At 72.3% G+C, this 23,754-nt stretch carries 24 protein-coding genes and 1 riboswitch; of the genes, 13 read left to right on the plus strand and 11 right to left on the minus strand.

Going from position 1 to position 23,754, the window contains the following annotated elements; translation table 11 throughout:
- Nucleotides 1-98: 98 nt before the first annotated feature.
- From OG514_RS17470 to OG514_RS17480, 3 genes are read left to right on the plus strand one after another with little or no spacing between them, the layout of a single operon-like run.
- The gene (locus tag OG514_RS17470; RefSeq protein WP_266895647.1) at nt 99-1,847 is read left to right on the plus strand and encodes a hypothetical protein; all 1,749 of its coding nucleotides are present in this window, start codon (nt 99-101) and stop codon (nt 1,845-1,847) included.
- Entirely contained in the window at nt 1,840-2,247 is a 408-nt protein-coding gene (locus OG514_RS17475; RefSeq protein WP_266895649.1) for a hypothetical protein, read from the plus strand. The genes OG514_RS17470 and OG514_RS17475 overlap by 8 nt, the downstream gene beginning before the upstream one ends.
- Nucleotide 2,248: 1 nt before the next feature.
- Nucleotides 2,249-3,265: a hypothetical protein gene (locus tag OG514_RS17480; RefSeq protein WP_266895651.1), complete on the plus strand. Its 1,017-nt coding sequence runs from the start codon at nt 2,249-2,251 to the stop codon at nt 3,263-3,265.
- 83 nt (nt 3,266-3,348) lie between these two features.
- On the opposite strand, the gene OG514_RS17485 is transcribed toward OG514_RS17480, so the two are convergent.
- Together OG514_RS17485 and OG514_RS17490 are read right to left on the minus strand one after the other, a co-directional pair.
- Nucleotides 3,349-4,119 (minus strand): isocitrate lyase/phosphoenolpyruvate mutase family protein, encoded by a 771-nt coding sequence (locus tag OG514_RS17485; protein ID WP_266895653.1) that lies wholly within the window; start codon nt 4,117-4,119, stop codon nt 3,349-3,351.
- Nucleotides 4,116-4,646, minus strand: a complete 531-nt coding sequence (locus tag OG514_RS17490; RefSeq protein WP_266895655.1) for a carboxymuconolactone decarboxylase family protein — start codon at nt 4,644-4,646, stop codon at nt 4,116-4,118. The genes OG514_RS17485 and OG514_RS17490 overlap by 4 nt, the downstream gene beginning before the upstream one ends.
- Before the next feature lie 46 nt (nt 4,647-4,692).
- Between OG514_RS17490 and OG514_RS17495 the strand changes: the two genes are divergently transcribed.
- Complete coding sequence (locus OG514_RS17495) at nt 4,693-6,201, plus strand: PLP-dependent aminotransferase family protein (RefSeq protein WP_266895657.1); 1,509 nt, start codon at nt 4,693-4,695, stop codon at nt 6,199-6,201.
- Nucleotides 6,202-6,230: 29 nt separating this feature from the next.
- Here OG514_RS17495 and OG514_RS17500 read toward each other — a convergent pair whose 3' ends face one another.
- Nucleotides 6,231-7,118, minus strand: coding sequence for a hypothetical protein (locus OG514_RS17500; protein WP_266895659.1), 888 nt, complete (start codon nt 7,116-7,118; stop codon nt 6,231-6,233).
- A 146-nt stretch (nt 7,119-7,264) separates the two neighbouring features.
- Between OG514_RS17500 and OG514_RS17505 the strand changes: the two genes are divergently transcribed.
- Nucleotides 7,265-7,564: a hypothetical protein gene (locus OG514_RS17505; RefSeq protein ID WP_266895661.1), complete on the plus strand. Its 300-nt coding sequence runs from the start codon at nt 7,265-7,267 to the stop codon at nt 7,562-7,564.
- A 14-nt stretch (nt 7,565-7,578) separates the two neighbouring features.
- Nucleotides 7,579-8,763, plus strand: a complete 1,185-nt coding sequence (locus OG514_RS17510; RefSeq protein ID WP_266895663.1) for a glutathionylspermidine synthase family protein — start codon at nt 7,579-7,581, stop codon at nt 8,761-8,763.
- A gap of 4 nt (nt 8,764-8,767) precedes the next feature.
- Here the strand turns inward: OG514_RS17510 and OG514_RS17515 are convergent, their stop codons facing one another.
- Both OG514_RS17515 and rocD read right to left on the minus strand, forming a co-directional pair.
- Nucleotides 8,768-9,463: a polysaccharide deacetylase family protein gene (locus OG514_RS17515; protein WP_266895665.1), complete on the minus strand. Its 696-nt coding sequence runs from the start codon at nt 9,461-9,463 to the stop codon at nt 8,768-8,770.
- A gap of 91 nt (nt 9,464-9,554) precedes the next feature.
- On the minus strand, nt 9,555-10,763 hold the full coding sequence (gene rocD, locus OG514_RS17520) for an ornithine--oxo-acid transaminase (protein ID WP_266895667.1): 1,209 nt from the start codon (nt 10,761-10,763) through the stop codon (nt 9,555-9,557).
- Between the two features lie 124 nt (nt 10,764-10,887).
- Nucleotides 10,888-10,978, plus strand: a riboswitch (ZMP/ZTP riboswitch).
- A gap of 72 nt (nt 10,979-11,050) precedes the next feature.
- Between rocD and glyA the strand changes: the two genes are divergently transcribed.
- Complete coding sequence (gene glyA, locus OG514_RS17525; protein WP_266895669.1) at nt 11,051-12,328, plus strand: serine hydroxymethyltransferase; 1,278 nt, start codon at nt 11,051-11,053, stop codon at nt 12,326-12,328.
- 56 nt (nt 12,329-12,384) lie between these two features.
- On the opposite strand, the gene OG514_RS17530 is transcribed toward glyA, so the two are convergent.
- Both OG514_RS17530 and OG514_RS17535 read right to left on the minus strand, forming a co-directional pair.
- Nucleotides 12,385-13,179, minus strand: coding sequence for a hypothetical protein (locus OG514_RS17530; RefSeq protein ID WP_266895671.1), 795 nt, complete (start codon nt 13,177-13,179; stop codon nt 12,385-12,387).
- Nucleotides 13,172-13,780 (minus strand): RNA polymerase sigma factor, encoded by a 609-nt coding sequence (locus tag OG514_RS17535; RefSeq protein WP_266895673.1) that lies wholly within the window; start codon nt 13,778-13,780, stop codon nt 13,172-13,174. Before OG514_RS17535 ends, OG514_RS17530 begins: the two co-directional genes overlap by 8 nt.
- Before the next feature lie 56 nt (nt 13,781-13,836).
- Between OG514_RS17535 and trpS the strand changes: the two genes are divergently transcribed.
- Both trpS and OG514_RS17545 read left to right on the plus strand, forming a co-directional pair.
- On the plus strand, nt 13,837-14,850 hold the full coding sequence (gene trpS, locus OG514_RS17540; RefSeq protein WP_266895675.1) for a tryptophan--tRNA ligase: 1,014 nt from the start codon (nt 13,837-13,839) through the stop codon (nt 14,848-14,850).
- Between the two features lie 91 nt (nt 14,851-14,941).
- Complete coding sequence (locus tag OG514_RS17545) at nt 14,942-15,538, plus strand: 2'-5' RNA ligase family protein (protein ID WP_266895677.1); 597 nt, start codon at nt 14,942-14,944, stop codon at nt 15,536-15,538.
- Between the two features lie 81 nt (nt 15,539-15,619).
- Here OG514_RS17545 and OG514_RS17550 read toward each other — a convergent pair whose 3' ends face one another.
- Nucleotides 15,620-16,375, minus strand: a complete 756-nt coding sequence (locus OG514_RS17550; RefSeq protein WP_266895679.1) for a decaprenylphospho-beta-D-erythro-pentofuranosid-2-ulose 2-reductase — start codon at nt 16,373-16,375, stop codon at nt 15,620-15,622.
- Nucleotides 16,372-17,139, minus strand: a complete 768-nt coding sequence (locus OG514_RS17555) for a hypothetical protein (protein ID WP_266895681.1) — start codon at nt 17,137-17,139, stop codon at nt 16,372-16,374. Before OG514_RS17555 ends, OG514_RS17550 begins: the two co-directional genes overlap by 4 nt.
- A 249-nt stretch (nt 17,140-17,388) precedes the next feature.
- On the opposite strand from OG514_RS17555, the gene OG514_RS17560 reads away from it, so the two are divergent.
- Complete coding sequence (locus OG514_RS17560) at nt 17,389-18,309, plus strand: YihY/virulence factor BrkB family protein (protein WP_266895683.1); 921 nt, start codon at nt 17,389-17,391, stop codon at nt 18,307-18,309.
- Here the strand turns inward: OG514_RS17560 and OG514_RS17565 are convergent.
- Nucleotides 18,221-19,504, minus strand: coding sequence for a D-alanyl-D-alanine carboxypeptidase family protein (locus tag OG514_RS17565; protein WP_266895685.1), 1,284 nt, complete (start codon nt 19,502-19,504; stop codon nt 18,221-18,223). The two genes, OG514_RS17560 and OG514_RS17565, sit on opposite strands and share 89 nt — an antisense overlap.
- 109 nt (nt 19,505-19,613) lie before the next feature.
- Between OG514_RS17565 and OG514_RS17570 the strand changes: the two genes are divergently transcribed.
- The 3 genes from OG514_RS17570 (at nt 19,614) to OG514_RS17580 (ending at nt 22,940) form a co-directional block, all read left to right on the plus strand.
- Nucleotides 19,614-19,859 carry an SCO4848 family membrane protein gene (locus OG514_RS17570; protein WP_266895687.1) on the plus strand — a complete coding sequence of 82 codons (246 nt, stop codon included), beginning with the start codon at nt 19,614-19,616 and terminating at the stop codon, nt 19,857-19,859.
- Between the two features lie 35 nt (nt 19,860-19,894).
- Nucleotides 19,895-21,193 carry a metallophosphoesterase gene (locus OG514_RS17575; protein WP_266895689.1) on the plus strand — a complete coding sequence of 433 codons (1,299 nt, stop codon included), beginning with the start codon at nt 19,895-19,897 and terminating at the stop codon, nt 21,191-21,193.
- Nucleotides 21,194-21,386: 193 nt separating this feature from the next.
- Complete coding sequence (locus OG514_RS17580) at nt 21,387-22,940, plus strand: ABC transporter substrate-binding protein (RefSeq protein ID WP_266895691.1); 1,554 nt, start codon at nt 21,387-21,389, stop codon at nt 22,938-22,940.
- A 34-nt stretch (nt 22,941-22,974) separates the two neighbouring features.
- Here the strand turns inward: OG514_RS17580 and OG514_RS17585 are convergent, their stop codons facing one another.
- Complete coding sequence (locus OG514_RS17585) at nt 22,975-23,748, minus strand: TetR/AcrR family transcriptional regulator (protein ID WP_266895693.1); 774 nt, start codon at nt 23,746-23,748, stop codon at nt 22,975-22,977.
- Nucleotides 23,749-23,754: the final 6 nt, after the last annotated feature.

Raw genomic sequence — 23,754 nt, forward strand, 5'->3', positions numbered from 1 at the left:
TCCTGCCGACACGGAGCCCCCACCTCCCCTATGCTGGCCCACCGGTTCACGGCCAAGTGAGCTGTAATCATGGGCGGTTACACACTTTCGGGGGAGTTTTGGCAGAGTCGGTCTTACCCCAGCAGCCGGGTCGGGCACCGCACACGGCACCCTCGGCCGTCGACCCGCGCCGCCTGCCGGCCTCCAGTGAGGCGACCCGGCTGCTCTGCGCCGGCACGTACCTCGACGACGGATTCCGCGACGCGGTCATCGACCAGCTGTACGTCCACGAGGAGCGCTTCGCCGCCCCCTCCCTCGGCTACGACGCGAGCCGCGTCCTCGCCCACGCGCTCCGCGCCCGCCGCGTCGAACTCGCCTGGGCCGCCGGCGTCCTCGCGCTCTGGATCATCTCGGTCCCGCTCACCAAGGGCCTGATCGTCCTCCTGATCGTGCCCTTCCTCGTCCTGGCCGTCGCCCGCTGGGTCCGGGGCCGATCCGCCACCCCGCCCGTCTTCCGTCTCGTCCCCGCCTTCGTGTTGCGCTGGTACGGGCGCCTCATGCTGCTCCAGTCCGTCCTGCTGCTCCTCTTCCTCGCCGTCGGCGACGAGGAGTCCGGCTGGCAGTTCCTCGGTGACACCGCCGAGGTGGGCGAGTACATCGGCCTCGCGGTCGAACTCGCCGCCCAGGAGGTGTGGGGCATCGGCAGGCTGGAGGTGTGGATCACTGTCGCCGTGCCGCTCCTCGTGGCCTGGGCGGTGGCCACCCAGCGCGGCCAGTTCGCCCGCGCGCTCACCGAGGAGCTGTCCCGCGAGCGCTTCCCCGACCAGGGCTCCGACCCCGCCGAGCGGGCCGAGGGCGCCCGGTTCCGCCGGCTGCGCGACCGGATCCGTACCGAACAGCACGCACGGCTCGTGATGTACGGCGCCGACGACCCGTTCTGCGGCGCGGGCGAGCCGTACGAGCCCTGGTCGCTCTCCATCGAGCTGCGCCCCCGCAAGAACCTCGACGGCGGGGCGCCCGAACCGCTCGACAACAGCGCGATCATGCGGCACGTCGTCCCTCTCGTGGAGGCGCTCCGCGTGCCCTCCCCGCACGGCTCGCCGCGGATCCAGGCCGCCGTACGGGACCGGCTGCGCGAACTGGAGCTCGACGAGGTCGTCTTCCTGCCGGTCGACGGGCTGCCCGCCCGCGGCGCGGCCCCGTACAGCCCGGAGGGCTTCGAGGCGCACCGCTCGGGCGCCATCGAGGAGGGCGGCGAGACCCGCCGGCACTTCCTGCGCGTCCGTGTCGGCGGCTGGGGCGAGGAGATCGTCACCACCGTCTTCGTCCGCGTCCACACCCAGGGCGGCATGCTGATGCTGGAGGTCGCCCCGCACGTCCTGAGGCCGGTGAAGCCGCTCTACCGGTACGCCGACCGGATCGCCCACCGCTACCGCCACAACCACCGCTTCGGCAGGGCCGTCTGGGCCCTCGGCCGAACCCCGCGTTCCGCGGGACAGGCCCTGGCCACCCTCGGTCGCTCGATCGGCCACGCCTGGCGGCTGCTCACCGAGGGACACGCCAACGCGCTCCCCGAGGGCCCCGAGGTCTCCGTCCGCGAGCTCGGCTCCGACGACGACGCCTCGCTCTTCCAGGAGATGGACGTCAGCCGCTATCTGAAGAGCGTGCAGGACCGGGTCGCGAACGGCGTGACGGTCGCGCTCCGCGAAGCGGGGTACGAGACCGCCGAGTTCGAGCAGAAGATCGTCCATGTCGCCGAAGGCGCCACGTTCATCGAGAACACCAAGGGCAACGTCACCCTCGGCAGCCACAACACCGTCACCAGCAAGACCTTCACCAACGCGAGCACCGGAGGCAATCGTGGCTGAGACCGGGAACACCACCGCGAACGGCACCGGCGACGACCGGGCCGCCCACGGCGGCATCCACGTCACCAACACCGGGGGCAACGTCACCATCGGCGACCACAACACCGTCACCAGCACGGTGAACGGGACCCCGCCCGACCGCGACCCGCAGCAGGAGGAACTGCTCCGGGCCATCCGCCGGCTCCGCGCCGACCTCGGCGGGGTCGTCCCCACCGAGCAGACCGGCGCCCTCGACACCGAACTCTCCGACGCCGAGGACGAGATCGAGGGCACGGGCCGGGCGGACGCGGGACGGCTCACCCGGCTGCGCCGCGCCCTCACGGACGCGGGAGCGGTGACCGGGATCCTCGCGTCGGGTGTGGCCGTCGGACAGGCCGTCGGCGCGCTGCTCGGTGGGTGAGATGAGCGGCTACGGGGGTGGCGGCGGGGGCAGGGCCCGCTGGAACGACGAGACACAGAGCTGGGAGTCCGGGGGGACGGCGCCCGGTCCGGCGGGGGAAGCCGGGGGCGGCCCCGACGTACCCCCGCCGCCGCCCCGGTCCGAGCCTCCGCAGGACACCATGTCTCCTCCTCCGCCTCCGCAGGGGTACGCGCCGCCTCCCCCTCCCGCGTACGCCCCCGGGTACGCACCGGAGCACGGCCTCACCTACGTGCCGGAGACCGGCGGCTGGCAGTACCCCACCGGCACGGCCGCCCCGGCGGCCCGGCCGCGCTCGCGGGCGGCCGTCGCGGCGGGGGTCGCCGTGGCCGTCCTCGTGGCGGGCTCCGTCGGCGGCTGGCTGTTTTGGGGCAGGGACGACGGCGGGCGGTCCCCGGCGGCCGGCGGGCCCGCGGTCTCCGTCTCGGCGCCGCAGGACACGACCGGGACCAGCGACCCGACGGCCGACCCACCTTCCGGCACGCCGTCGGATGCCCCGTCGGACTCGGCGTCGCCCTCCGGCACGGCCACCCCCGCGGACGGCGCGCCCCCGGCCGGCTACCGCGTCGTGGAGGACCTCAAGGGCTTCACGATCGCGGTCCCCGACGGCTGGGACCGTACGGAGTCCGACCAGGGCGTCTTCTACAACGCGCCCGACCGCCGGAGCCTGCTCCAGGTCTTCGTCGTCACCGAGGCCGGTCCCACGCCGTACGAGGCCCTGCGCGGGACCTCCGAGGCCAACCGCAGCACCAAGACCGGCTACCGGGAGATCAGCCTCGAACGGCTCACCGGCGAACCCGGCGCCCCGGCCGACGCCGCCGAGCTGGTGTACGCGTACACGCGGGACGACGGCAGCCGCCGCAAGGTCGTCGACCGGGCGTTCACGGCCGCGGACGGCAACCGCTTCGCGATCCTGGCCGCCGGCCCGGAGGGCGATTGGCCGAAGCAGCGTGAATCCCTGCGGGTGGCAGTGGAGTTCTTCCGGCCCGGCGCGTACTGAGCGAGGCGGGTCCGATCCCGGATTCCCGATCCCGGATTCCCGATCCCCGAGGCGGGGCCTCGGGGATCGGGAATCCGGGACGCTCAGAGAGCCCCGCCGTCCCTGAGCTTCGTCGCCCGCGCCGACAGGTCGTCCCTCGCCTGCCGGAGCAGCCCGTCGGCGAAGGTGATCCGGGTCGCGCCGAGCCGTCCGAGGTCGGCGAAGGGCGGGCCGCCCGGCCTGGCCAGGGTGTTGAGCGGGAGGTCGCCCAGGGCGGCGCGGAGGACCGGAAGGTCGGCGGGCGGGGCCGCGATCGGGTAGACGCAGTCCGCGCCCGCCTCCGCGTAGCGCCGGGCGCGCTCGATCGCCGCGTGGACCGGTTCGGGCGCCCGGCGGATGTACACGTCCACGCGCGCGTTGACGAACAGTCCGGGTCCCGCCGCCGCCCGTACCTCCGCCAGCCACTCGGCGTGCGCCGCCGGGTCCTTGAGCCCGCCGTCCGGGCCGGTGTCCTCCAGGTTCACCCCGACGGCCCCCGACTCCCGTACGCGCTCCGCCAGTTCGGCGGCGGGCAGGCCGTAGCCGCCCTCCAGGTCCGCTGTGACGGGCACGGAGACGGCGCGGACGATCCGGGCCACGGCGGCGAACATCTCCGCCGTCGGCGTCGACCCGTCCTCGTAACCGAGGGCGGCGGCGATCCCGGCGCTCGGCGTCGCGAGCGCCGGGAAACCGGCCGCCTCGAAGGCGCGGGCGCTCACCGCGTCCCACGGGCCGGGCAGCACCAGCGGATCGCCGGCGGCCCGGTCCCGGTGGAGGGCGCGCAGGGCCTCGGCCGTCGCGCCCCCGGTCACTCCCGCGCCCGCACCGACGCTCACGCGCTGCGCGGGGTGTAGTGGCCGGGCGTCATCCGGGTGGTGACGGCGATCCGGTTCCAGGCGTTGATGACGACGATCGCGCTGATGACCCGGGCGAGCTCGGTCTCGTCGAAGTGCGCGGCGGCGCGGGCGTACACCTCGTCGGGGACGAAGCCGTCGGTGAGGACGGTGACGGACTCGGTCAGCGCGAGGGCGGCCAGCTCCCGCTCGGTGTAGAAGTGCCGGGACTCCTCCCAGGCGGAGAGCTGCACGATCCGCTCGACGGTCTCGCCCTCGGCCAGCGCGTCCTTGGTGTGCATGTCGATGCAGAAGGCGCAGTGGTTGACCTGCGAGGCCCGGATCTTGATCAGGTGGTACAGGGTCGGGTCGATGTCCTTCGCGGCCGCCGTCTCCAGGCGCAGCATCGCCCGGTAGAACTCGGGGACGCGCTCGGCGAGGGGGAGGCGGGGGGCGTGCTCGTGGGCGTACTCGGTCTTCGCGGCCGTAGCGGTCCCGGTGGTCTCGACGATCTCCGTGTGCGTGGTCATGCCTTCACCGTACGAGCCGGGTGGCTCAGGAGTATGGTCCATTGCCATGGCGAACGAGTGGGCCACTTTCGGGGCCGACCTCCATCTGGAACTCCGCGGTCCGCGCCTGCGGGCCGGCCTCATGGACGCCCTGCGGGAGGCGGTGCGCAGCGGGCGCCTGGAGGCGGGGACCCGGCTGCCGTCCTCCCGGTCGCTGGCCGCCGACCTCGGCATGGCCCGTAACACCGTCGCCGACGCCTACGCCGAACTCGTCGCCGAGGGCTGGCTGACGGCCCGGCAGGGCTCCGGCACCCGGGTCGCCCGGCGCGCCGAGCCGCGCCGCGACGGGCCCCGCCGCACCGACCCCCGCCGGGACGGCGCACGCCCGGCGGGGCGGCCCGCGGGCTCTCCCTCGCTTGCCCTGCCCCGGCCCTCCACGCCCGCGCACAACCTCAAGGCCGGCACCCCCGACCTGGCGTCCTTCCCGCGCACCGAGTGGCTCAAGGCGTACCGGAAGGCGCTCACCGCCGCCCCGAACGAGGCCTTCGGGTACGGCGATCCCCGCGGCCGGATCGAACTGCGCACCGTCCTCGCCGAGTACCTCGCCCGCGCGCGGGGCGTGCACGCCCGGCCGGAGCGGATCGTCGTCTGCGCGGGCTTCATGCACGGCCTGATGCTGCTGGGACAGGTGCTGCGGAGCCGGGGCGTACGGGACGTGGCGATCGAGTCGTACGGGCTCGGCCTCCACGCCGGCCTCCTCACCGGCGCCGGTCTCGGCACCCCGGTCCTGCCCTTCGACGAACGCGGCACCCGGGTCGAGGAGTTGTCGGCACCAGGGAAGTCCGGGAGGTCCGGGGAGTCCCGTGAGCCCCGTGAGTCCGGCGGTCTCGGTTCGGTCGGGGCCGTCCTCATGACGGCCGCCCACCAGTTCCCGCTCGGCGGCGCCCTGCCCCCGGACCGGCGCGCGGCGGTCGTCGACTGGGCGCGCACCTCGGGCGGTTTCGTCCTGGAGGACGACTACGACGGGGAGTTCCGGTACGACCGGCAGCCGGTGGGCGCGCTCCAGGGTCTCGATCCCGAGCGGGTCGTCTACTTCGGCACCGCGAGCAAGTCGCTCGCCCCCGGGCTCCGGCTCGCGTGGATGGTGCTGCCGGAGAGCCTGGTCGGCGAGGTGGTGGCGGCCAAGGGGGCCGTGGACTGGGTGTGCGGCGGGCCGGACCAGCTGGCCTTCGCGGAGTTCCTGGGCTCGGGGGCGTACGACCGGCACGTACGGGCTATGAGGCTGCGCTACCGGCGCCGCCGCGACCAACTGGTGGCGGCGGTGGCCGCGCACTCGCCAGACACCCGGGTCAGCGGGATCGCGGCCGGCCTCCACGCCGTCCTCGCCCTGCCGCCCGGCACCGAACAGGACGTCCTGCGGGCGGCCGCCTGGAACGGCCTCGCCGTCCAGGGCGTCAACCAGTTCCGCCGCCCGGCGGTGCCGGCGACCCTGGACGGCCTGGTCGTCGGCTACGCGACACCACCGGACAGCGCGTGGCAGGGCGCTCTCCAGGCGCTGTGCCGGGTGCTCCCTTAAGGGGCGCCCAGGAGGCGCCCAGGAGGCGTCTAAGAGGCGTCCGCGCCCGAGCCCTTCGCCGGACCCGCCCCGGTCCCCGCCCCCGCGGTCACGACGCGCCCGGTCTCGTCCACCTCCGGTGGTTCGCCGAAGCGGGCCAGGGTCAGGGAGCCCGCCACCGCGATCGCGAAGCCGGTGACCGCGAGCCAGCCGAGCCCCTCCCTCGTACGGTCACCGAGCCAGACCACCCCGATGATCGCGGGTCCGATCGTCTCGCCGAGGACCGCGCCCGCCGTCGCTGTGGTCACCGAGCCGCGCTGGAGCGCCGAGGTCAGCAGCAGGAACGCCGCCCCGCCGCCCACCAGGAGCGCGTACCAGACCGGGTCGGCGAAATCGATGCCGTCGATCAGCCGGACCGCCACCTCCACCACCCCGAAGCCGAAGCCCGCCCCGAGGCCGAGGACGAGGGCGCGGGGTCGCTGCGGCAGCCTGCCGCCCACCACGCCGAGCAGCAGCACCCCGACGGCGGCCGCGAGCAGCGCCCAGCGCAGTGCGTCCGAGCCCTCCCGGTGGCCCTCCTTCCCGGCGGCGAGGGCGAGCAGCGCGAGCCCCGCGCAGACCACGGCCACCGCCGTCCACTCGACCCGGCTCAGCCGCACCCGCAGCAAGCGGGAGGCGATGACCGCCGTGACCGCGAGACTCGCGGCGAGGGCGGCGCCCACCACGTAGATGGGCAGGGTCCGCAGGGCGACGATCTGGAGGACGAACCCGGTTCCGTCCAGACCGAGTCCGACGAGATAGCGCCACTGCCGCAGCGCCCGCCCCATCAGGGCGACGTCGACGCCACCACCGGTCCCCGGTGTCGCGGCGCGGGCGCCCATCGCCTGGAGAACCGAGGCCGCGCCGAAGCAGACGGACGAAGCGAGCGCACAAATCATCCCGAGTAGCACGAAATGACTCTAGGGGGTGCGGCTGGAAATCATCGGCCTACACTGTGCGGTCGCGACAGACGTGAACGCGACAAGCGTGAACGGCGGCCGGTGTGACCGCAGGGGTCGCGACCGTGATCGGGAGGGCGACGGACATGCGCAGGCTGAGGTCGAGCACGGTGGTGCTCGGCGGGATGGGTGTGCTCGCGGCGACGATCACCGCGTGCGGCTCCGAGCCGGACAAGCGGTGTGTGGACCCGCTGACCCGGGAGGAGCTGCCCCGCTACGAGTGCGAGAGCAGCGGCGGCGGCAGTGACGACGACAACGGCGGCACGACCCGTGGCTCGTACTACTACGGCGGTTCCATACGCGACAAGCAGGTGAGCGGCGGCAGCTTCGACAAGAAGGCCGTCGACACCGGCGGCTTCGGCTGCTCCGGTTCCGGCGGCGGCTGAGAGAGGCCCGGCACATGCGACGGCACACGATCGAGCCCCGGCCCGGCTGGCAGGAGACAGTGGAGGAGCAGGGGCTCGTCTACCCGCTGACCCGCTACCCGGACGGTTCGCTGCGCCCGTACTGGGACGAGAGCGCCTACTACTCCTTCACCCTGCCCGAGGTCGAGGCCCTGGAGGAGGTCGTCGAGGAGCTGCACGCGATGTGCCTGGCGGCGGCCGCCCACATCGTCGAGCGGGACCGGTTCGCCGAGCTCGGGTTCACGGATCCGAAGCTCGTGTCCCTGGTCGCCGAGTCCTGGCGCCGACGCGCGGAACTTCCCTCCCTCTACGGGCGGTTCGACCTGCGCTACGACGGCACCGGCCCGGCCAAGATGCTGGAGTACAACGCCGACACCCCGACCTCGCTCGTGGAGGCCGCGAGCCCGCAGTGGTTCTGGATGGAGGAGCGGTTCCCCGGCGCCGACCAGTGGAACTCCCTCCACGAACGGCTCGTCGATGCGTGGAAGAAGCAGGCCCACCTGCTGCCCCCCGGCCCGCTCCACTTCGTGCACTCCGACGGCGACGAACTCGGCGAGGACCTGATGACGGTCGCGTATCTGCGCGAGACCGCCCAGCAGGCCGGGCTCGACACCGAGGCGCTCTCCGTCGAACGGATCGGCTGGGACCGGCTCTCGCGCCGCTTCGTCGACGACCGGCTCCGGTTCATCCGCAGCTGCTTCAAGCTCTACCCGTGGGAGTGGCTGACCACCGACCGCTTCGGCCGGCACGTCCTGGACACCCTCGACAACGGCGGCGGCACCGGGACGACCTGCTGGATCGAGCCCGCCTGGAAGATGCTGCTCTCCAACAAGGCGCTCCTGGCGATCCTGTGGGAGCTGTACCCGGGGCACCCCAATCTGCTGCCCGCCTACCTCGACGGGCCGCGCGAACTCGCCACGACCAACGGGTGGGTCGCCAAACCGCTGCTCGGCCGCGAGGGCGCGGGCGTCACCCTGCACGAGGCCGGAACGGAGCCGTTCGTACGGGACGGGGAGCCCTGCTGCTACCAGGAGCTGGCCCCGCTGCCGGACTTCGACGGCAACCGGGTGGTGCTCGGCGCGTGGGTCGTCGAGGACGAGGCGGCGGGGCTCGGAATCCGGGAGTCGGCGGGCCTCGTCACCGACGAGTACGCCCGCTTCCTCCCGCACGTGATCCTTTAGGGGCCTACTCGGGGACGTACTCCCTGAGCGGTGCGGGCTTCAGACCGGCGGCCTCGGCCGCGTCGAGGGCCCGCTTCAGGTCCTGCTCCAGGGTCTCGTTGAAGTGCAGCAGGATGATGTCGCCGGCCTTGAGCGTCGGCGTCGGCGGGGTCCACTGGCCCCAGGTGGTGAGGTCGTACGTCCATGTCACCAGGGCCTTCGCCCCGCAGGCGCGGGCCGTGGTCCGGGTGTTCTCGTCGAACGCGCCGTACGGCGGGCGCAGCAGCCGCGGCCCGTCGCCGAACTGCGCGAGGTGCTGGTCGCGCGCCCCGCAGACCTCCGCCTTCCGGCCGGCGGCGTCGAGGGTGGTCAGGTCCGGATGGTTGACGGTGTGGTTCTCCACGCGGGAACGGCCCTGGTTCAGCAGGGTGTGGAAGTAGCCGGAGTCGTACGAGTAGGCGCCGGGCAGCAGGAAGAGCGAGGCGGGCACCCGGCGGTCGAGCAGCAGCTTCGCCGCGGCCGGGTCGTGGAACCAGCCGTCGTCGATGGTGATGAAGACGACCGGGTCGGTGGTCTCGACGTGCGAGACCACCGGGACGGGCTCGGGCCAGGCCGCCCCCGGGGCGGCGTGCGCGGGTCCCGTGACCGCGCCGAGGAGTGCGAAGGGGACGAGGGCGGCGAGCGCGGCACGCACGGCGTGACGCAGACGGAGTCTCGGCATGGCGGCATCATTGGCCTAGACCAACTGTCATGTCAATGGCCCGAGTTGCCCCACGACGGCCCGTGGCCGCCGCCCCCTCAAACGGACTTCGTCACTCCTCCGACAGCACGCCCCTCAGCTGCTCCAGACCCCAGTCCAGATCCTCCTTCGAGATCACGAGCGGCGGTGCGATCCGGATCGTCGAACCGTGCGTGTCCTTCACCAGGACACCCCGCTCCATCAGCTTCTCCGAGATCTCCCGGCCCGTGCCGTGCGACGGCGCGATGTCCACCCCGGCCCACAGCCCGCGCCCGCGCACCGCCTCCACCGCCCCGCCGCCCACGAGCAGCCCCAGCTCCGCGTGCAGGTGCTCGCCCAGCTCCGCCGCCCGCTCCTGGTACTCGCCCGTCCGCAGCATCGCGATCACCTCCAGGGCCACCGCGCAGGCCAGCGGGTTCCCGCCGAACGTCGACCCGTGCTCACCCGGCTTGAACACCCCGAGCACGTCCCGGTCGGCGACCACCGCCGACACCGGCACCACACCGCCGCCCAGCGCCTTCCCCAGGATGTACACGTCCGGCACCACACCCTCGTGCTCACACGCGAACGTCCGGCCCGTGCGGCCCAGACCCGACTGGATCTCGTCCGCCATGAACAGCACGTTCCGCCGACGGGTCAGCTCCCGCACCCCCGCCAGATAGCCGGCCGGCGGGACCAGGACCCCCGCCTCGCCCTGGATCGGTTCGAGCAGCACCGCCACCGTGTTCTCGGTGACCGCCGCCTCCATCGCCGTCAGGTCCCCGTACGGCACGATCTCGAACCCCGGCGTGTACGGACCGAAGTGGTCCCGTGCCTCGTGGTCCGTGGAGAAGCCGACGATCGTCGTCGTCCTGCCGTGGAAGTTGTTCGCCGCCACGACGATCTTCGCGTGCCCGTCCGGCACGCCCTTCACCTCGTACCCCCACTTCCGGGCGGTCTTCACGGCCGTCTCGACCGCCTCCGCCCCGGTGTTCATCGGCAGCACCGCCTCCTTCCCGCACAGCTCGGCGAGCCGGGTGCAGAACTCGGCGAACCGGTCGTGGTGGAAGGCGCGTGAGGTCAGCGTCACCCGCTCCAGCTGGGCCTTCGCCGCGTCGATCAGACGCCGGTTGCCGTGCCCGAAGTTGAGCGCCGAGTATCCGGCGAGCATGTCGAGATAGCGGCGCCCCTCGACATCGGTCATCCAGGCGCCGTCCGCCGAAGCGACGACGACCGGCAGGGGGTGGTAGTTGTGTGCGCTGTGCGCCTCCGCCGAAGCGATCGCGTCTTGTGTGCTCGACACGGGATCTCCGTTCGTCCTGCGGGCTCGGGGGATGACCCCGACGAGGGGGTTGTGGCCCCTGTTTCTATCGTCGCTCGGATGCCGGACCGGGAAACCTCGCGCGCGGCGCGCCCGCTACTCTGAAAACACGCACGGTGACTGGCGAACGGGGAAGCGCCCCCGGGGGAGCCGTGCGCGGCAGACCACACGCGACGCCGCCCGCCTGGGCGTCACGGGACCGAAGTCCCGCGTGGCGCCGCGCCTCTCACGCAGTGTCCCGGGACCCGCCGACGCCGGAGGACACCACCATGACCGTCCCGCAGCACCAGTACACGCACCCCGCCCTCGCCGCCGCCGACCCCGAGCTCGCCGCCCTCGTCGGCGCCGAGGAACGCCTCCAGGCCGAGACCCTGCGCCTCATCCCCAGCGAGAACTACGTCTCCGCCGCCGTCCTCGAAGCCTCCGGCACCGTCCTCCAGAACAAGTACAGCGAGGGCTACCCCGGCCGCCGCTACTACGAGGGCCAGCAGAACATCGACCAGGTCGAGACCCTCGCCGTCGAGCGCGCCAAGGCCGTTTTCGGCGTCGACCACGCCAACGTCCAGCCCTACTCCGGCTCCCCGGCCAACCTCGCCGTCTACCTCGCCTTCGCCGAGCCCGGCGACACCGTCATGGGCATGGCCCTGCCCATGGGCGGCCACCTCACCCACGGCTGGGGCGTCTCCGCCACCGGCAAGTGGTTCCGCGGCGTCCAGTACGGCGTCCGCCAGGACACCGGCCTCATCGACTTCGACGAGGTCCGCGAGCTCGCCCTCAAGGAACGCCCCAAGGTGATCTTCTGCGGCGGCACCGCGCTGCCCCGCACGATCGACTTCGCCGCCTTCGGCGAGATCGCCCGCGAGGCCGGTGCCGTGCTCGTCGCCGACGTCGCCCACATCGCCGGCCTCATCGCGGGCGGCGCCCACCCGTCCCCGGTCCCGCACGTCGACGTCATCTCCACGACCACCCACAAGACCCTGCGCGGCCCGCGCGGCGCCATGCTCATGTCCCGCGAGGAGCACGCCAAGGCCCTCGACAAGGCCGTCTTCCCCGGCCTCCAGGGCGGCCCGCACAACCAGACCACCGCCGCCATCGCCGTCGCCCTCCGCGAGGCGTCCCAGCCCTCCTTCCGCGACTACGCCCACGCCGTCGTCGCCAACGCCAAGGCCCTCGCCGAGGCACTCCTCGCCCGCGGCTTCGACCTGGTCTCCGGCGGCACCGACAACCACCTGATCCTGATGGACCTCACCCCCAAGCAGGTCCCCGGCAAGATCGCCGCGAAGGCCCTCGACCGGGCGGGCATCGTCGTCAACTACAACACCGTCCCCTACGACCCCCGGAAGCCGTTCGACCCCTCCGGCATCCGCATCGGCACCCCCTCCCTCACCTCCCGAGGCCTCACCACGGAGCACATGACCCAGGTCGCCGACTGGATCGACCGGGGCGTCGCGGCGGCCGGCACGGGCGACGAGCAGGCCCTCGCCACGATCCGCGCCGAGGTCGGCGACGTGATGGCCGCCTTCCCGGCCCCCGGCCTCCCGGTCTGACCGGGGGCGGATCCCAGGGCCTGTCCGGCGGATCATGGCCGGACGGGCCCGAGCCGTCAGCCGAGCGACTCCGCCGCCCGCCGGGCCTCCTCGCGGTCCGGTATGCCCTCCAGCCGGAAGGTGAGCGCGCCCCCGTTCCTCGTCCAGAGGAGCGTGGGGCCTGCCGTACGGACCTCATGGGTCCAGGCCGAGCCCGTCCCGTCCGTCATCGGGAACGTCAGCAGATGCGGGGCCGCGAACCAGTAGCCCTGCGCGCCGTCCGGGAGGTCGACCCACTGCGGCTGCGTCCGCACCTGCTTGGCGAAGCCGATGTCCAGTCGGGCCGGGAACTCGTCGAGCCGGACCGTCCGCTCCCCGTCGCGCCAGCACAGACTGATCACCGCCCGGCCGCGCTCGGCCGACCCCGTCACCGTCACCGCGTCGGGCGCGCCGAGCGCCCTCGGTATCAGCGGCTCGAACCCCGCGAGCCGCCCGGCCTCCGCCGGCGGCACCGCCTCCGGGCACCCCGGCACCGGGCCGCCGGCCGGGACGTGACGTCCGTCCGGGGTGTACCGCACGGTGACCCCGCCGAAGCCGAACCACTCGGCCACCGCCGCCCGCACCGGCGGGGTGAGCGTCAGCACGATCAGCACCCCGGTGAGACCCGCCACCAGCGCCCGCCGGCGCGCCCGCGCCCATCGCCGTACCGACGTCCACCACCCCCGTCGACGGGGGACCGGCGTCGGCGTCGGTACCTGCTCGGCGAGGAGCTGGGCGAGCACCCGCTCCGCCATCGACTCCCCGTCCACGTCCGGCACCCGCAGCCGCCGTCCCAGCTCCCTCAGCTCGTCCGGCAGACCCTCGTCAGCCACGCTCCTCACCTCCCTCCGATCCGTCCCTCAGGCCTTCCTCCAGCACCAGGCCCAGCTTCTTCAGCGCCCGGCTCAGCCGGGACTTCACCGTCCCCTTCGGCCACCCGAGGGCCTGGGCCGTCTCCGTCTCGTCCAGCTCCAGCAGATACCGGTGGATCACCACCTGCCGGTGGTCCTCGGTGAGCCGATCGAGCGCGTCGAGGAGCCGTCTGCTCCGCTCCCGCTCCTCGGCCGCGACCGCCGGATCCGCCGAATCCGGTATCCGCGGCTCACCCCCGAGCAGGTCCGCCTCCCGGTCGGCGACGGCCCGCTGCCGACCCGCCGACCGCACTGTGTTCCTGGTCTCATTGACGACGATCCGCAGCAGCCACGGCCGGAACGCCGAGCCCTCCCTGAAGCGCCCCAGCGAGCGGTACGCCTTGAAGAACGCCTGCTGCACCACGTCCTCGGCCTCCGCGCCCGCGCCGCACGCCACCGCCGCCCTCAGCGCGACCGCCGTGTACGCGCGGACCAGCTCCGCGTACGCCTCCGGCTCCCCGGCGCGCACCCGTGCGATCACCACGGCCTCGTCGTCGACCAGGCCCCCCTCCCGCGTCCTCACACTCTTGATACACCGGCAGTCCGGGATCGGTTCCCACACCTGAGAGAATGATGTGCATGGCCTCTGACAGTCCCCGCGTGCTCTCCGGAATCCAGCCCACCGCAGGCTCGTTCCACCTCGGCAACTACCTCGGCGCCGTCCGCCAGTGGGTCGCCCTGCAGGAGACCCACGACGCCTTCTACATGGTCGTCGACCTGCATGCGATCACGGTTCCGCAGGACCCCGCCGAGCTGCGCGCCAACACCCGGATCGCCGCCGCCCAGCTGCTCGCCGCCGGTCTCGACCCGGAGCGCTGCACCCTGTTCGTCCAGAGCCACGTCCCCGAGCACGCCCAGCTCGGCTGGGTCATGAACTGCCTCACCGGCTTCGGCGAGGCCTCCCGCATGACCCAGTTCAAGGACAAGTCCGCGAAGCAGGGCTCCGACCGCGCCACGGTCGGCCTCTTCACGTACCCGATCCTCCAGGTCGCGGACATCCTGCTCTACCAGGCCAACCAGGTCCCGGTCGGCGAGGACCAGCGCCAGCACATCGAGCTGACCCGCGACCTCGCGGAGCGCTTCAACGGCCGCTTCGGCGAGACGTTCACGATCCCGGCGCCGTACATCCTCAAGGAGACGGCGAAGATCTACGACCTCCAGGACCCGTCGATCAAGATGAGCAAGTCGGCGTCCACGCCGAAGGGTCTGATCAACCTCCTGGACGACCCGAAGGTCACCGCGAAGAAGGTCAAGAGCGCGGTCACCGACACCGAGACGGTGATCCGTTTCGACCCGGAGAACAAGGCCGGCGTCTCCAACCTCCTCAGCATCCTGTCCACCCTCACCGGGACGAGCGTCGCCGATCTGGAGACGAGCTACGAGGGCAAGATGTACGGCGCGCTGAAGACGGATCTCGCCGAGGTCATGGTGGACTTCGTCACGCCGTTCCGGACCCGCACCCAGGAATACCTGGACGACCCGGAGACGCTGGACTCCGTTCTGGCCAAGGGAGCGGAGAAGGCTCGGGCCGTCGCCGCCGAGACGCTGGCGCAGACGTACGAGCGCATGGGCTTCCTGCCCGCCAAGCACTGAGTCCAAGGACCCTGGCCCAAAGGGTGGTGCAGGCCGCACACTGGCGGCTGCACCACCCGACACAAGTCGACCGACGACGGAGGAGAACGACGTGGGGACCGTAACGCTCGGCGTTTCGATCGCGGTCCCGGAGCCCTACGGCAGCCTGCTCCAGGAGCGGCGCGCCGGCTTCGGGGATCCGGCCGCGCACGGCATCCCCACGCACGTGACGCTCGTCCCGCCGACCGAGGTCGCCGAGGAGCGGCTGCCCGAGATCGAGGCGCACCTCGCCGGTGTCGCCGCGGGCTGCCAGCCGTTCCCGGTGCGGCTGAAGGGCACCGGGACCTTCCGGCCGCTCTCTCCGGTCGTCTTCGTGAAGCTGAAGGAGGGCGTGCCCCTCTGCAACCGGCTCCAGCACCAGATCCGGGACGAGGCGGGCCCGCTCGCGCGCGAGCTGCAGTTCCCGTACCACCCGCACGTCACCGTGGCCCACGCCATCTCCGAGGAGGGGATGGACCGGGCGTACGAAGAGCTCGCCGGGTACGAGGCGGCCTGGACCTGCCGTTCCTTCGCGCTGTACGAGCAGGGCGCGGACGGCGTGTGGCGGAAGCTGTACGACTACGAGTTCGGCAGCGGACGCCCGATCTCGGCGGTCCCGGCGCAGGCCGGCAGCCCGGTCGACACCCCGACGGCCACTCCGGCCGGCTGACGGAACCCCGGTACCGGCCGGCGGATCCCCGCCCCGGTCGGCTGACGGATCCCCGGAACCCTCGCCCCGCCGGCTGCGGACTCACACCGGCAGCCGCCGGAACAGCGGCCTCGGGATGTGCCGTACCGCCGCCATCACCATCCGCAGCGCCCCCGGCACCCACACCGTCTCCGAGCGCCGCCGCAGCCCCAGCTCGATCGCGCCCGCGACCGCCTCCGGCGTGGTCGCGAGCGGTGCCTCCGCGAGCCCGGCCGTCATCTTCGAGCGCACGAACCCGGGCCGGACGACCATGACGTGCACCCCCGTGCCCTGCAGCGCGTCCCCGAGGCCCTGGGCGAAGGCGTCGAGCCCCGCCTTCGACGAGCCGTAGATGAAGTCGGCGCGGCGGGCCCGCTCGCCCGCCACCGAGGACAGCACGACCAGCGAGCCGTGCCCCTGCGCCTGGAGCGCGCCCGCGCACACCAGTCCCGCCGAGACGGCGCCCGTGTAGTTCGTCTGCGCGACGCGCACGGCCGCGACCGGGTCGGACTCGTCGCGCGCCTGGTCGCCGAGGACCCCGAAGGCGAGGAGCACCATGTCGATGTCGCCCTCGGTGAAGATCTTGCCGAGCCGCTCCTCGTGCGACTCGGGGTCGAGCGCGTCGAAGGGGACCGTGTGGACGTCCGCGCCGAGCGCCCGCAGTGAGTCGGCCGCGGCGGTGAGCGCGGGGGAGGGGCGCCCGGCCAGCCAGACGGTACGGGTCCGGCGGGCGATCAGCCGGCGGGCGGTGGCGAGCCCGATCTCGGAGGTGCCGCCGAGGACGAGCAGGGACTGCGGGGCACCGAAGGCGTCCTTCATGTGAGGCTCCTGGAGATCGGGTCGGACTGGAGGCCGAGGCGGCGGGAGAGGTCCGAGGTGAGGACGGACCGGGGGTCGAGGGCGGCGCGCAGCGCCCGGAACTCGTCGAGCCGCGGGACGGAGCCCGCGCGCCCGTGGATCCGGTTCCGGTGCGGGACGCCGTCGAGCGGGTGGAAGAAGGCGTTGAGCGACTGGAGACGGCCGGTGCCCGCGCGGGGCGCGCTGCGGTACCAGAGCTCGTTGAAGAGCCCGGCGGTGGTCCGGCCGAGCAGCCCGCCGGGGACGTACGGCGGCGGGGCGGGCAGCCGCAGCGGGCGGAACGCGAGCGGCGCCCGGCGGGCCCGGTGACGGCGGGGCAGCGCCTCGTACGGGGCGTGGTCGCCGCGCGTGAGGACGCCGCGGCCGGTGGCGGCGCCCCGGGCGAGCAGGGCGATCCTGGCGACGGAGTACCGGTACCGGTGGTCGGCGGCGGTCAGCCGCGCCATCAGGTCGTCGAGGTCACGGGCGCGCTCGGTGTCGAGCGCGGTCACGTGCCGGCCGAAGGAGCCGTCGGTGGGGTGGTTCGTGCCGTGGACGTCGGCGGCGATGGCGCCGCCGACCGTCACGTACGGGGCGATCGAACCGCGTGCCCCGGCCGTGCGGACGGCCTCGGCCGCCTCGGCGTGCGTGCGGGGCCGGTTCACGCGCGCGAGGGTCGGCGCGGTGCGCCCCCAGCCGGTGATCGTTTCGCAGTCGTCGTCCAGGACGTGGGTCTCGACAGCCATGAGGGGACCGTATAGCCGCCTCTGTCGCTTATGCCGGTATTGCATGGCGGTTCGTCGAAATGGGTGATTAAAGGAGTGTCGGGAAAGCGCCCTCGAAGGCGCGCCTCCCGGCTTCCACGGGTCCCGCGCGTGGCGGATTGCGGGTGGCGATGTACGGGATGTCGCTCGCGGGCGCGAGAGCCTCGGCGGGGGATTCTCGTATCGCGGTCGCATCAGGGGCGCACACGGATCGAGGGGTAGGCGTACGACATGGACTGGCTGACCAAGCTCCCCGTCATCGGCCCATGGGTCGCGCGGCTCATGCGGACCCATGCGTGGCGCTCGTACGAGACCCTCGACGAGGCTCACTGGACCCGGCTCGCCGCCGCGATCACCTTCGTCTCGTTCCTGGCGCTCTTCCCGCTGATCACCGTCGCCGCCGCGGTCGGGGCGGCGCTCCTCAGCAAGGAGCAGCTCGACAAGATCGAGGACAAGATCAGCGACCAGGTACCCGGGATCTCCGACCAGCTCAACATCAGCGGGCTGGTCGACAACGCCGGCACCGTCGGGCTCGTCGCGGGTGCGATCCTGCTGCTCACCGGCATCAGCTGGGTCGGCTCCATGCGGGACTGTCTGCGCGCGGTGTGGGGGCTCGACGACATCGAGGGCAACCCGGTCCTGCTCAAGGGCAAGGACGCGCTCATCCTCGTCGGCCTCGGCGGCGTCGCCCTCGCCTCGCTCGCCGCGTCGTGGCTCGGCTCCACCGCCGTCGGCTGGAGCGCCGACCGGATCGGGATCTCCAGCGAGGGAGCGGGCGGCTACTTCCTCCAGGCGGCCGCCGTCCTGGTCGCGGTCGTCGCCGACTTCCTGATCCTGCTGTACGTCCTGACGCTGTTGCCCGGCGTGCACCCGCCGCGCCGCCGGCTCGTCGTGGCGGCGCTGATGGGCGCGGTCGGCTTCGAGCTGCTCAAGCTGCTGCTCGGCGGCTACATGCGCGGTGTCGCGGCGAAGTCGATGTACGGGGCCTTCGGTGTCCCGGTCGCCCTGCTGCTCTGGATCAACTTCACCGCGAAGCTGCTGCTGTACTGCGCCGCGTGGACGGCTACGGATTCACGTCGGGATCCGTCCCGGGAGTCCGCTGCGAGCGACGGCGACGGCCCGCCGACCCAGCGAGCGGCCAGCGACGGTTGACGAGGAAGACGGCGCCGGCGAGGAGCACGAGGGCCCCGCCCGCCACGGCGAGCGCGATCCCGACGCCACCGGACTGCTCCTTCGCGGCCGCCTGGACGGTGTCCCCCGGGGCGTTCTTGCCGGGCGCCGGGGCCGATCCGTCGTCGGGGGCGGTCGTGGCCGTGCGGGCGGACCTCGGCGGCACCAGTTCGCCGACCGGGGTCACCTTCCCGTACGCGGCGAAGCCCCAGTCGAGCAGCCTGGCGCTCTCGCGGTAGACGGCGTGCTGCTCCTTCGAGGAGGGGTTCATCACGGTGACGAGCAGGACCCTGCCGTTCCGCTCGGCGACTCCCGTGAAGGTGGCACCCGCGTGCGTGGTGTTGCCGTTCTTGACGCCCGCGATGCCCTGGTACTGGGCGACGCCGAGGTCGCCCGTGAGCAGCCGGTTGGTGTTCTGGATCTCGAAGGTCTCGCGCTTCTTGCCCGGCTTCTGCTCGCCGGGGAAGGCGGCGCGGGCCGTGGCGGCGTACGCGCGGAAATCCGGCTTCTGCATGCCGCTGCGGGCGATGAGCGTCAGGTCGTACGCGGAGGAGACCTGGCCCGGGGCGTCGTAACCGTCCGGGGAGACCACGTGGGTGTCGAGCGCCTGGAGCTCGGCCGCGCGGTCGTTCATGTCCTTCACGGTCTGACGGAGACCGTTGTTCATGTTGGTCAGGACGTGCACGGCGTCGTTGCCGGAGCGGAGGAAGACCCCGAGCCACAGGTCGTGGACGGTGTAGGTCTGCTTCTCCTTGATGCCGACCAGGCTGGAGCCGGCTCCTATCCCGGCCAGGTCGGTGTTGGTGACGAGGTGCTTCTGCTTCGCGTCGGGGAACTTCGGCAGCAGGGTGTCCGCGAAGAGCATCTTGAGCGTGGAGGCCGGGGCGAGCGGCCAGTGCGCGTTGTGCGAGGCGAGGATCTTGCCGTCCTCGGCGTCCGCGACGATCCAGGAGCGGCCGGACAGCTCCTTCGGCAGCACCGGGGCGCCGGGTCCCAGCCGCACCTGCGTGCCGGGGTTGCCCAGCAGGGGGCCGCCGAGCGAGGACATCGCGTTGGGGGGCTTGGGCTGCTTGTCCTTCTCGTCCTTCGTGTCCGCGTGTGCGGAGGGCACGGCGACGACGAGCGGCAGGAACACAGCAGCAATGACCGCCCAAGCGGTCTTCTTCGAAGCAGACACGGTCGTGAACGTACAGGTACGGAAGAAGGATCCGAACTCCGGCTGGCGGTTCGCCCGGGCTCGTCCACCCGTCCGCGGGGCCAGTGGGGTGGACGGTGATACTGGGGTCATGAAGTTCAGCCGCCGCGTCTCCTGGTTCCTGCTCGCGTTCGGGGTGTGGAGCTGGTTCATCTGGATCACTTTCGTCAAGAACCTGTGGAACGACGGGAGTGGCCTCGCGTTCGACGACGCCGGCGACCCGACGGCCTACTTCTGGGTTCATCTGCTGCTTGCCGTCACGTCCTTTGTCCTGGGGACGGTGATCGGAGTGCTCGGGTTGCGTGGGGTGCGTGTCGCGCGCCGCGAAAACGGTTAGAACCGCGCGAGCGGTCTGAAGAGGGGTTCCGGGGCGTGGTCGTCTTCCTGCTGGTCCTGATCGTGGTCCTCGCGCTGCTCGGCGCGGTCCACTGGTACGTGTGGCGGCGCCTCGTGCGCGACGTCACGACGCGCGGGAGCCTGCCGCGCCGCCTCGGCACGGCAGCCGTCGTGCTGCTGCCGCTGCTCTCGTTCGCGGCCCTCGCCTCGTCCCGCGCCGGAGCCCCGTTCGTGCTCCAGCAGGTGGTCGCCTGGCCCGGCTTCCTGTGGCTCGCGCTGCTCCTGTACGTGACGCTCGCCCTGGCCGTCGGCGAGGCCGTCCGACCCCTCCTGCTCCGTTGGCCCACCCGCCGGGCGCGGACGGCGGCTCCGGCTCCCGTCACGGCACCGGCTCCCGTCGTGGCGCCGACGCCGGTCCCGGTCCCGGTTCCGGAGCACGCGCCGGCCGCTCCCGAGGAGCCGGCCGAACCGGCACCGCGGACGGACCCCGCGCCCACCCCCGCCGACGTCTCCCGCCGGCTGTTCGTCTCCCGGGTCGTCGGCGGCGCCGCGGCCGTAGCCGCCGTCGGAACCGTCGGCTACGGCACGTACGGCGTGCTGCGCGGCCCCCGGATCAAGCGGGTCACCGTCCCGCTCGCCAAGATCCCGCGCGCCGCGCACGGCTACCGGATCGCCGTCGTCTCCGACATCCACCTCGGCCCGATCCTCGGCCGCGCCCACACCCGGCGCATCGTGGACACGATCAACTCCGCCCAGCCCGATCTGATCGCGGTCGTCGGCGACCTCGTCGACGGCACCGTCGAGAACCTCGGCCCCGCCGCCGAGCCGCTCGCCGAGCTGCGCGCCCGGCACGGCTCCTTCTTCGTGACCGGCAACCACGAGTACTTCTCGGGCGCCGACGCCTGGGTCGACCACGTCCGGGAGCTCGGCCTGCGCCCGCTGCGCAACGAGCGGGTGGAGATCGCGGCCGGCTTCGACCTCGCCGGCGTCGACGACGTCGCGGGCGAGAGCGAGGGGCAGGGCCCCGACTTCGCACGGGCCCTCGGCGACCGCGACCGGGCCCGCGCCTCGGTCCTCCTCGCGCACCAGCCGATCGTCGTCCACGACGCCGTACGCCACGGCGTGGACCTCCAGCTCTCCGGTCACACCCACGGCGGCCAGCTGTGGCCCGGAAACTACCTCGCCGAACTGGCCAATCCGACCGTCGCCGGTCTCGAACGGTACGGAGACACCCAGCTGTACGTCTCGCGGGGCGCCGGCGCCTGGGGGCCTCCGGTCCGGGTCGGGGCCCCCTCGGACATCACCATCGTCGAACTCGCCTCGAAACAGGCGTAATCGGGGCGGGATCACTCGCTGCTCCGAGACCGATACGTGCTGCTCATCGACTTAAATTCGCATTTCCCGGACATATACCTGTGGTGTGAAAGTTTTCTCTTCCACTTGTGAAAACCGTGTGATGGGATGACGTCCATCGCGACGTTTCCGGGGGCCGTCGCACCTGGGGTGGACGAATAAAGGAAGCACGGCAATGCGGTCGACGGTCCGTCTGCGGATCCTCATCACTTGTGGAGTACTGGTGGCCGCCGGAGTGGGGGGCTGGCAACTCCTGCCCTCCGACGGCGGCCGGACCGATCCGATCAGTGTCGGCACAACCGACGCGATTACTTCACTGGACCCGGCCGGCGCGTACGACGCCGGTTCCTGGGCCATGTACAGCAACGTCTTCCAGTCGTTGCTGACGTTCAAGCCGGGGTTCACGACCCCCGTTCCGGACGCTGCGGAGAGCTGCAAGTTCGTGGGCATCAAGCTCACGACGTACCAGTGCACGCTCCGCGACGACCTCTCGTTCTCCAACGGGCGGAAGGTCACCGCCGAGGACGTCAAGTACTCCTTCGAGCGCATGCTGCGCATCAAGACGGACGTCGGCCCGAAGGCCCTGTTCCCGACCCTGGAGAGCGTCTCGGCCGAGGGCCGGACCGTCACCTTCCAGCTGAGCGGCCGCGACGCCACCTTCCCGCTGAAGGTGGCCACGGGCGCCGGTTCGATCGTCGACAAGGACCAGTACCCGGCCGATTCGCTGCGCGCGGGTTCCGCCGTCGACGGCTCGGGGCCGTACGTCCTCAAGGAGTACAAGGAGGGCGAGTCCGCGCTCCTGGAGCCCAACCCGAACTACCGGGGCGCCGTCACCAAGGTCGGCGGACCCGTCCTGGTGAAGTACTTCGCCCAGTCCGCGGACCTCGCCAACGCCTGGAAGGCGAAGGACGTCGAGGTGACGCACCGGCAGCTCCCGCCGGAGTTCGTCTCGAACCTGGAGACCAACGACGGGACGCGGGTCACCGAGGCGGAGAGCGCCGAGATCCGCAACCTCAACTTCAACGTCCGGCCCGGCTCGCCCATGGCCGACAAGGCCGTACGGCAGGCCGTCGCCGCGGTCCTCGACCGGCCGGCGATCACCACCGGCGCCTACAAGGGCACGGTCGAGCCGCTGTACTCCCTCATCCCGCAGGGCTTCGTCGGGCACAGCACCGCGTTCTACGACGCCGACCCCGAGCCGAACGCCAAGAAGGCGAAGAAGGTCCTGAGGGAAGCCGGCATCAAGACCCCGGTGAAGTTCACCTTCGGCTACCGCGCGGACGCCACCTACGGCGCCGAGACCGCCGAGATCAAGCGGCAGCTGGAGGAGACCGGCCTCTTCGAGGTCGAGGCCGTCGAGGTCAAGTGGACGGAGTTCCAGAAGGCGTACGCGAAGGGCACCTACGACGCGTACACCGTCGGCTGGCTCCCCGACTTCCCCGACTCCGACAGCTTCACCGCGCCGCTCGTCGGCTCCGAGAACACCCTGCACAACGGGTTCTCCAGCAAGCGGATCGACTCCCTGATCGCCTCGACGCAGCAGTTCAGCGACCGCTCCCGGGCGACCTCCGACTTCAAGGAGATCCAGAGCGAGGTCGCGCACGACGTGCCGCTCGTCCCGCTGTGGCAGAAGAAGGACTACGTCCTCGCGACGGAGGCGGTCGCCGGCTCCCAGTACCTGACGGACGGTACGGGCATCTGGCGCCTGTGGGAGCTGAGCTGGATCTAGACCTCGCCCCTACGAGGTCCCCTGCTCCCGGCTTCTAGTCCGACTCCGACTCCGGCGGCTTCGGGTTGGCCCGCTTCTTGGGCTTGCCCGAGGCCGCCATTCCCGCTGCCGTCGGCATGAAGTCGGAGAGCAGCTCGTGCGTCTCCTTGACCAGCGGGCGCAGGATCCGGAAGCGGGACAGCGAGATCGCGCGGGCCGTGACCGGCGCGAGCCGCTCCACCAGGCGGCGGCTGTTGGCCGCGCCCTCCGAGCGGTCGTACACCCAGAAGAGGACCAGGCCCATCTGCTGGAGCCACAGCAACTGCGGGAGGGCCTCGGCCAGTTCGGGGTCGACCTTCACCGAGGCGCCGGAGATGACCCGCCGGTGGACCTCGATCGCCGCCTCGCGCGGGCCCTCCGACTCGGGAGAGAAGGGGCTGAGCGGGCTGTCCGGGTCGGCGGCGTTCTTGAAGAACTGGGACGCGAACTCGTGGTACGGCCCGGCGATGTCGAGCCAGCCGAGGTAGACCCCCTTGATGCGGGCCGTGAGGTCCTTCTCGCCGCCGGTCAGGATGGGCTCGACGGCCGCCTGGTGCTCCTCGGCGATCCGGTCGTAGAAGCCCTGGACGAGGTGCTCCTTGGACGAGAAGTAGTAGTACGCGTTCCCGACGGAGACCCCGGCCTCCTGGGCGATGGCTCGCATCGTCGTCTTGTCGTAACCGCGCTCCTTGAACAGCCGGAGCGCGGTTTCGAGGATGAGCGTGCGGGTCTGCTCGCTCTTGGGGGCCTTCTTCTCGTCGGCCTTCGTCTCTTCCTTCACGTCCTTCACGGAGCC

Origin of the sequence: Streptomyces sp. NBC_00572 (genome assembly GCF_026341815.1) — a bacterium.
In the GTDB taxonomy this organism is placed as follows: domain Bacteria; phylum Actinomycetota; class Actinomycetes; order Streptomycetales; family Streptomycetaceae; genus Streptomyces.

Bases quoted from the DNA above. Each gene is read 5' to 3' on its own strand.
- OG514_RS17480 (WP_266895651.1), top strand. From the start codon at position 2,249: ATGAGCGGCTACGGGGGTGGCGGCGGGGGCAGGGCCCGCTGGAACGAC.
- OG514_RS17490 (WP_266895655.1), bottom strand. From the start codon at position 4,646: ATGACCACGCACACGGAGATCGTCGAGACCACCGGGACCGCTACGGCC.
- OG514_RS17495 (WP_266895657.1), top strand. From the start codon at position 4,693: ATGGCGAACGAGTGGGCCACTTTCGGGGCCGACCTCCATCTGGAACTC.
- OG514_RS17500 (WP_266895659.1), bottom strand. From the start codon at position 7,118: ATGATTTGTGCGCTCGCTTCGTCCGTCTGCTTCGGCGCGGCCTCGGTT.
- OG514_RS17505 (WP_266895661.1), top strand. From the start codon at position 7,265: ATGCGCAGGCTGAGGTCGAGCACGGTGGTGCTCGGCGGGATGGGTGTG.
- OG514_RS17510 (WP_266895663.1), top strand. From the start codon at position 7,579: ATGCGACGGCACACGATCGAGCCCCGGCCCGGCTGGCAGGAGACAGTG.
- OG514_RS17515 (WP_266895665.1), bottom strand. From the start codon at position 9,463: ATGCCGAGACTCCGTCTGCGTCACGCCGTGCGTGCCGCGCTCGCCGCC.
- glyA (WP_266895669.1), top strand. From the start codon at position 11,051: ATGACCGTCCCGCAGCACCAGTACACGCACCCCGCCCTCGCCGCCGCC.
- trpS (WP_266895675.1), top strand. From the start codon at position 13,837: ATGGCCTCTGACAGTCCCCGCGTGCTCTCCGGAATCCAGCCCACCGCA.
- OG514_RS17550 (WP_266895679.1), bottom strand. From the start codon at position 16,375: ATGAAGGACGCCTTCGGTGCCCCGCAGTCCCTGCTCGTCCTCGGCGGC.
- OG514_RS17555 (WP_266895681.1), bottom strand. From the start codon at position 17,139: ATGGCTGTCGAGACCCACGTCCTGGACGACGACTGCGAAACGATCACC.
- OG514_RS17560 (WP_266895683.1), top strand. From the start codon at position 17,389: ATGGACTGGCTGACCAAGCTCCCCGTCATCGGCCCATGGGTCGCGCGG.
- OG514_RS17570 (WP_266895687.1), top strand. From the start codon at position 19,614: ATGAAGTTCAGCCGCCGCGTCTCCTGGTTCCTGCTCGCGTTCGGGGTG.
- OG514_RS17580 (WP_266895691.1), top strand. From the start codon at position 21,387: ATGCGGTCGACGGTCCGTCTGCGGATCCTCATCACTTGTGGAGTACTG.